The 7,507-nt window shown below is 71.1% G+C and carries 7 protein-coding genes; 2 read left to right on the forward strand and 5 right to left on the reverse strand.

The genetic code is table 11. The features are described from left to right. The 5 genes from C1I99_RS26955 to C1I99_RS26975 form a co-directional block, all read right to left on the reverse strand. Positions 1-974 (reverse strand): tyrosine-type recombinase/integrase (locus tag C1I99_RS26955; protein WP_111137021.1); only part of this gene is annotated, 974 nt, incomplete at its 3' end. Between the two features lie 798 nt (positions 975-1,772). Beyond that, positions 1,773-4,163, reverse strand: a complete 2,391-nt coding sequence (locus C1I99_RS26960) for an ATP-binding cassette domain-containing protein (RefSeq protein ID WP_111137022.1) — start codon at positions 4,161-4,163, stop codon at positions 1,773-1,775. Between the two features lie 139 nt (positions 4,164-4,302). Further along, entirely contained in the window at positions 4,303-4,713 is a 411-nt protein-coding gene (locus C1I99_RS26965) for a VOC family protein (RefSeq protein ID WP_111137026.1), read from the reverse strand. 5 nt (positions 4,714-4,718) lie between these two features. After that, positions 4,719-5,165, reverse strand: a complete 447-nt coding sequence (locus C1I99_RS26970) for a helix-turn-helix transcriptional regulator (protein ID WP_111137027.1) — start codon at positions 5,163-5,165, stop codon at positions 4,719-4,721. A 169-nt stretch (positions 5,166-5,334) separates the two neighbouring features. Beyond that, positions 5,335-6,063, reverse strand: coding sequence for an SDR family oxidoreductase (locus C1I99_RS26975; protein WP_111137023.1), 729 nt, complete (start codon positions 6,061-6,063; stop codon positions 5,335-5,337). Positions 6,064-6,227: 164 nt separating this feature from the next. On the opposite strand from C1I99_RS26975, the gene C1I99_RS26980 reads away from it, so the two are divergent. Together C1I99_RS26980 and C1I99_RS26985 are read left to right on the forward strand one after the other, a co-directional pair. Next, positions 6,228-6,683 (forward strand): peroxiredoxin, encoded by a 456-nt coding sequence (locus C1I99_RS26980; protein ID WP_438941452.1) that lies wholly within the window; start codon positions 6,228-6,230, stop codon positions 6,681-6,683. Between the two features lie 73 nt (positions 6,684-6,756). After that, positions 6,757-7,449: a hypothetical protein gene (locus C1I99_RS26985; protein ID WP_111137025.1), complete on the forward strand. Its 693-nt coding sequence runs from the start codon at positions 6,757-6,759 to the stop codon at positions 7,447-7,449. Positions 7,450-7,507: the final 58 nt, after the last annotated feature.

The raw sequence follows: 7,507 nt of genomic DNA on the forward strand, positions 1-7,507 counted from the left end.
GCCAACACCCGGTTGGTCCGGTTCGACCGCACCGCGTCGCGCTGCTGCCCGGCTGTCACCTCGATGTACGTCTGAGACGACGCCAGCGACGCGTGCCCCAGCAGCCGCATGATCTCCGCCGCACCCGCCCCGTCCTCGGCCAACCGGGTGGCGAACGTGTGCCGCAGCGCGTGCAACCGCGCCCCCTGCGGCACCCGGTCGGTGACGCCCGCCCGCCGGTAGCACGACTCCACCAGGTACTGCAGCCCGCCCCGGCGCAGCGGCTCACCCCGGCGGTCCACCAGCAGCGGCGCGTCCGGCCGCACCGACCGCGACCCGAACCGCCGCACCCGGCTGTCCAGGTAGTCCACCAGCACCCCGTCCAGCTCCGGCTCCACCGGCACCACCCGCGGCCGGCCGCCCTTGCCGGCCACCTCGACCCGCCGCTCACCGGGGCGCCCCGCCAGCGAACCCACCCGCAACGCCAGCAGCTCCGACAGGCGTAACCCCGCGCACAGCGCCAACGCCAGCACCGCCAGATCCCGCTGCGGCCACGGGTCGCGCTGCCGGCCGTCGCCCCGGGCGACCGCGGCGAGCAACTGCTCCGGAGTGTCCGCGCCGCGCAGCGGCTTCGGCCGGGGGAGCGGCGCCCGGGGCCGCCCGACCGCCGGCATCGGGTTGCCGGCGACCACACCGTCGGCCACCAGGAAGGAGAAGAAGCTGTTCCAGGTGGACCAGGCCCGGTGCACCGACGCGGCCGCGCGGGGCGCGGCGAAGCGGGCGAACGCCGCGCGCATCACCCGGGCGGTGAGGGCGCCGACCGGCAGCGCGTCGAGGGGGAGGGGAGGGGTGATCTCCTCCGCGGCCAGCGCAGCGACGGTGCGCAGGTCCCGCCGGTACGCCGCGAGGGTGTGCGGGGACGGTTTGCGGGTTGCCCGGGCGGTCAGGAACTCCTCGATCAGCAGCTGCACCGATTCGTCCTGTTTGTCATGCATAAGGGATATTATGCATGATTTTCGTGTTCGCCGGCAACGGCGGGAGAGGGGGAGGCGACCACGAGGTACGTGCTAGGGCGCCGGGAAGACCAGTCTCGCCGACGGGCTACGGGCCAGGGGGCACCTGGTCGTGGCGGTGGCGGCCACCGACGTCATCGCCGCGCAGCAGGCCGCCGGCGTCGACGAGCCGTGGAGCGCGGACGGTTCGTCGACGCCGTGGCCCGGCTGCAACGGCACCACCGGCCGGCGAGCAGGTGCACCCGGCGTACGGACACGAACCCGTGGTGGTGCCGCCGGGCCGGGTGCGCGAGCGGGTCATCCTTGGGTCGAGGCGCGGCTGGCGCTGGCCGGGCGCGGGTTGGGGAGAGCCGCCCTCCCTCAACTTGACATAATGTGCATTATCGAATCGAAGGTGGGAGGAGTTCAACGAGACCGCCAAGGGGCCAGCAAGAAGCTCGGCGCTGCCGACCAAGAGACCGCGTCCACCGAGGTCATCGACGGCGGCGACCTGATTTCCGCGCGATCGCGCGGGCGCGATACTCACTCTCGTCTTCGGCCAGCAGATCGAGGACGTCGCCGCGCCGACCTGGGGCCGCGAGGCTCGCCACACTGCACGACCTCACCTAACCGGCACCAGCGGTCATCGTTGCCGAGGCGCTCGGGTGCTCCCCCACGGCGATCCGAGCGCCTCGCGACGGCATCCGGCGCGGAACACGCGAACTTAGGCGTCGGTGTGGGAGTTTTCCCTGGTCATGGGCATGTTTCTCGCTCGTCTCACGGTGTCCGCGACGACCTCGGTCAGGTGCCGACGTAGGCCGCGAGGTGCTCGCCGGTGAGGGTGGAGCGGGCGGCGACGAGGTCGGCGGGTGTGCCCTCGAAGACGATCCGGCCGCCGTCGTGGCCGGCGGCGGGGCCGAGGTCGATGATCCAGTCGGCGTGCGCCATGACCGCCTGGTGGTGCTCGATGACGATGACCGACTTGCCGGAGTCCACGAGCCGGTCGAGCAGGCCGAGCAGATGCTCGACGTCAGCGAGGTGCAGGCCGGTGGTCGGCTCGTCGAGGACGTAGACGCCGCCCTGCTCGGCCATGTGGGTGGCCAGCTTGAGCCGCTGCCGCTCACCGCCGGACAGCGTGGTGAGCGGCTGGCCGAGGCTGAGGTAGCCGAGCCCGACGTCGGCGAGCCGGCCGAGGATGGCGTGCGCGGCCGGCGTGCGTGCCTCGCCGGAGCCGAAGAATTCCTCGGCCTCGGTCACCGACATCGCGAGCACCTCGGCGATGTCGCGTCCGCCGAAGGTGTACTCCAGCACCGACGCCTGGAACCGTTTCCCCTCGCACTCCTCGCAGGTGGTGGCGACGCCGGCCATCATCGCCAGGTCGGTGTAGATCACGCCGGCGCCGTTGCAGGTGGGGCAGGCGCCCTCGGAGTTGGCGCTGAACAGCGCCGGCTTCACGCCGCTGGCCTTCGCGAACGCCTTGCGGATCGGGTCGAGCAGTCCGGTGTACGTCGCCGGGTTGCTCCGCCGCGAGCCCTTGATCAGGGTCTGGTCGACCGACACCACTCCGTCGCGTCCCGACACCGAGCCGTGGATCAGTGAACTCTTCCCCGAGCCCGCGACGCCGGTGACGACGCAGAGCACGCCGAGCGGGATGTCGACGTCGACGTCCTGGAGGTTGTGGCGGTTCGCCCCGCGCACCGCCAGCACGCCCGTGCGCTCCCGCACCGACGGCTTCAGCGAGGCCCGGTCGTCGAGGTGCCGCCCGGTCAGCGTGCCGCTTCCCCGCAGCCCGTCGACGGTACCCTCGAACACCACCTGGCCACCGGCGGTGCCGGCACCGGGGCCGAGGTCGACGACGTGGTCGGCGATCGCAATCGCCTCCGGCTTGTGCTCGACGACCAGGACGGTGTTTCCCTTGTCCCGCAGCCGCAGCAGCAGGCCGTTCATCCGCTGGATGTCGTGCGGGTGCAGCCCGATCGTCGGCTCGTCGAAGACGTAGGTGACGTCGGTGAGCGACGACCCGAGGTGCCGGATCATCTTGGTGCGCTGCGCCTCACCGCCCGACAGCGTGCCCGACGACCGGTCGAGGCTCAGATAGCCCAGCCCGATCTCCACGAACGAGTCGAGGGTGTGCTGCAGCGCGGCGAGCAGCGGCGCCACCGACGGCTCATCGAGGGTATGAACCCAGTCGGCCAGGTCGCTGATCTGCATCGCGCAGGCGTCGGCGATGTTGATCCCGTTGATCTTCGAGGAGCGGGCGGCCTCGCTGAGCCGGGTGCCGCCGCACTCGGGACAGGCGGTGAAGGTGACAGCGCGGTCCACGAACGCCCGGATGTGCGACTGCAGCGCCTCCCGGTCCTTGGACAGCATCGACTTCTGGATCTTCGGGATCAGCCCCTCGTAGGTGAGGTTGATGCCGTCGACCTTGATCTTGGTCGGCTCTTTGTGGAGCAAGTCGTGGAGCTCGGTCTTGGTGTACTTACGGATCGGCTTGTCCGGGTCGAAGAAGCCGCAGCCGCTGAAGATGCGGCCGTACCAGCCGTCCATGCTGTAGCCGGGGATCGTGAGCGCACCCTCGTTGAGTGACTTGCTGTCGTCGTACAGCTGGGACAGGTCGACGTCGGAGATCCTGCCCATGCCTTCGCATCGCGGACACATGCCGCCGGTGATGCTGAAGCTGCGTCGTTCGATCGTCTTGCCGCCACCGCGCTCGATCGTGACTGCGCCCTTGCCGCTGATCGTGGCCACGTTGAAGGAGAATGCCTGGGGTGAGCCGATGTGCGGCTGCCCGAGTCGGCTGAACAGGATGCGCAGCATCGCGTTGGCGTCGGTGACGGTGCCGACCGTCGAGCGGGGGTTGGCGCCCATCCGCTCCTGGTCGACGATGATCGCGGTCGTCAGCCCTTCGAGTACGTCGACCTCGGGCCGCGCCAGCGTCGGCATGAAGCCCTGCACGAAGGCGCTGTAGGTTTCGTTGATCATCCGCTGCGACTCGGCGGCGATCGTGCCGAACACCAGTGAGCTCTTGCCCGAGCCGGAGACGCCGGTGAAGACCGTCAGCCGGCGTTTCGGGATCTCGACGCTGAGGTCCTTGAGGTTGTTCTCGCGCGCGCCGTGCACGCGGATCCAGTCGTGGCTGTCGGCAGCGTGCAGCGCAGGCGACTGGGTGTCCGTCCTCGTGGCCATGCTCATCGTGTCTCCATCTGTTGGCGGGGCCGCCTTCGCGGCCGCCGTCGGCGTCACCTGGCTCGATCTGATCAGCTTCGAGCAGTAAGTGAGGACCTCGACCTCGCGCTCGATCATCAACACATGGCGGGTATCGCCGGGCGGCTCAGCGCAGCTCGTTGATGCGGATCAGGTTGCCTGCGGGATCGCGGACGGCGCAGTCGCGTCTCCCGTACGGCTGCTCGGTCGGCTCCTGGACGACCTCGGCGTCGCCGGCCTGCAGTCGCTCGAAGGTGCCGTCGAGGTCGGCGGTGGCCAGGTTGATGATGGCGTAGGTGCCCTTGGCCATCATCTCGGCGATGGCGCGGCGCTCGTCGTCGGTGATGCCGGGGTTGGCGGCTGGCGGATAGAGGACGATGGACGTGCCGGGCTGGTTGGCGGGGCCGACCGTGATCCAGCGCATCGTGCCTTGCCCGACGTCGTTGCGGACCTCGAAGCCGAGGATGTCGCGATAGAAAGCCAGGGATGCGTCCGGGCTGTCGTGCGGGAGGAAGGTCTCGTAGATGGTGATGTCCATGGCGGTCACGCTAGCTGCGGCTCGCTGGCCCGCGCTTCTCGATTCCTGATCGGTCTGGTCACCTGTTTCGCCACGCACGGCGGCATCCCCGCCGTGCCCGCCGCCTGACGCCGGTAGGCGCTGGGCGGCACACCCACCAACTCGGTGAAGCGACTGCTGAAGGTGCCCAGTGACGAGCAGCCGACCGCGAAACAGACCTCGGTGACGCTGAGGTCGCCACGACGCAGCAGCGCCATCGCGCGCTCGACGCGCCGCGTCATCAGGTAGCTGTACGGCGACTCGCCGTAGGCGCGCCGGAACTCGCGGCTGAGGTGCCCGGCCGACATGTGCGCGTCCCGGGCAAGCGCCTCGACGTCCAGCGGCTGCGCGTACTCCCGATCGATCCGATCGCGGACCCGGCGCAGCCGCGCGAGGTCGCGCAGGCGCTGCGCCGCGGCGTTACTGCTGGTCACCTGCGAGATCGTGCCACGTCGCACCGGAGTTGCCTAGCGCCGGTGCCGATTTCGGCGATGTGCCGTGGTGGGCGCGGATGGCGTGGGCAATCGTGGCGGGGTAGCCGGGGCGTACGTCGTCGTAGATGGCCGCGATCTCGCCGAAGACTGGTCCTCCTGCCGGTGGTGGTCAGAGGCCGCCGGCGATGCGCAGCACGGCGCCGGTGGTGTAGGAGGCGTCGGGGCTGAGGAGCCAGGCGATGGCGCCGGCGATCTCGTCGGGTTCGCCGGCGCGGCCGAGCGGGATGCGGGTGGCGGCCCGGTCGGGGCGGTCGGGTTGGCCGGAGGACGTGTGGATGTCGGTGCGGATGACGCCGGGGGCGACGGCGTTGACGCGGATGCCGCGGGGGGCGAGTTCCTTGGCCAGGCCGGTGGTGAGGGTGTCGGTGGCGGCTTTGACGGCGGCGTAGTGGATGTACTCCCCTGGGCTGCCGAGGGTGGCGGCGGCGGAGGAGACGTTGACGATGGCGGCGCCGGCGTTCATCCGGCGGGCGGCCTGCTGGGCGCAGAGGACGTAGCCGATGAGGTTGACGTCGACGACGTGGCGCAGGTGGTCGGGGTCGAGGTCGACGAAGGGCCCGATAGGGCTGGTGACGCCGGCGTTGTTGACCAGGCCGGTGAGGTCGCCGAGGTCGGCGGCGGCGTCGAAGAGCGCGGTGACCTGGTCGGGGTCGGTGGTGTCGGCGGGTAGGGCGACGCCGCGGCGGCCGGCGGCGTGGATGTCGGCGAGGACGGCGGCGGCGGCGGCGTGGTCGCGGCGGTAGCCGAAGGCGATGTCGTGGCCGGCGTGGGCGAGCCGGCGGGCCGTGGCGGCGCCGATGCCGCGGCTGCCGCCGGTGATGACAGTGATGGAATTCAAGGGGCTTCTTCCTGCCGTGGTGCCGTTGGGCCGACGTTACCGTGGCCGACACGTGCCGGAGCGGAGGCGAAGGTCACATGAGGTGGGCGGTGGGCGGGGTGCTGGCGGTGTGGGGGTGGTCCTCTACGCTCGCCGCGCGTCGATGTCGAGGGTGGAGGTGCGGTGTGCTGGGTGTCGGGGACGTGGTTGGGGATTTCGCGCTGCCGGACCAGACGGGGGCGCAGCGGCGGTTGTCGGAGTTCCTGGCGGTGGGGCCGGTGGTGCTGTTCTTCTATCCGGCGGCGATGACCCGGGGGTGCACGGCCGAGAGTTGCCATTTCCGGGATCTGGCGGCGGAGTTCGCGGCGGTGGGCGCGCAGCGGGTGGGGATCAGCCGGGATCCCGTGGCGCGCCAGGCGGAGTTCTCCCGGTTGCACGGGTTCGACTATCCGCTGCTGTCGGATCCGGACGGTGTGGTGGCGGACCGGTTCGGGGTGCGGCGGCGGCTGCCGTTGGGGCCGTTGAGCACGCGGCGGGTGACGTTCGTGATCGGGACGGGCGGGCTGGTGATCGAGGTGGTCCACAGTGAGTTCAGCATGACGGAGCACGCGGACCTGGCGTTGCGGGCGTTGGGCGGGTGATCCCCTGCTGCGGGCTGTCGCAGTCGGCTGGTATCAAGGCAGGAATCAAACAGGTGTACGGAAGAGGTTGCTGATGGGTGCCGCTGGCCAGGGTTTGTCCGATGACGAGGTGCGCAGCATCCGGGAGGCGTTGGCGGCGGGGCGCAGGCCGAGGGTGGTGTTCACCGCGTCGGCGGGTCAGATCGCCGGGCAGGTGGGTCAGGTGGTGGAGCTGACCGACCCGGCGGTGTCGGACGAGTTCGTGGTGGTGCGGTTCGGGCGGGACGAGTTGCCGTTTTCGCCGGCGGACGTGGCGGTGGCGCCGCGGGGTGCGGGGCGTAAGGCGGTGGAGCCGCAACCGGAGCCGGAGCCGGAGCCGCCGGTGGCGGTGGCGGTGGAGCCGGAGTTCGTGCTGGACAGGGTGCCGACGCCGCGGGCGCGGCAGGAGGAGTCGAGGGTGGAGACGGTGGAGGCGAAGCCGGCGCGTCGGGTGGTGAAGGCGGCGAAGGTGAAGGCGCCGGCCGGGTTGACGGTGACGCTGGCGTACGCCGAGGGTGAGTGGACGGTGGCGGCGCAGCAGGGCGGCAAGGTGTTGGCGAAGCCGTACGTGGTGAAGCCGGCGGAGGCGTTGCGGATGGTGGCGCTGGTGGACGTGCCGGGGGTGCACGAGGCGGTGGAGCAGATCCTCGCCGCGGAGCGGGCCGAGGCGGAGCAGCAGGCGGAGAAGCTGCGGGCGGAGCTGGCGGAGATCGAGGCCCGGTTGGCGGAGTTGCGCGAGGCCGGCTGACGGTGTGCTGCGGGCGGGGTGGGTGGCCGGCCCGGCCCACCCCGTCGCTGTGTCGGGG

This window comes from Micromonospora deserti (assembly GCF_003236335.1).
In the GTDB taxonomy this organism is placed as follows: domain Bacteria; phylum Actinomycetota; class Actinomycetes; order Mycobacteriales; family Micromonosporaceae; genus Micromonospora; species Micromonospora deserti.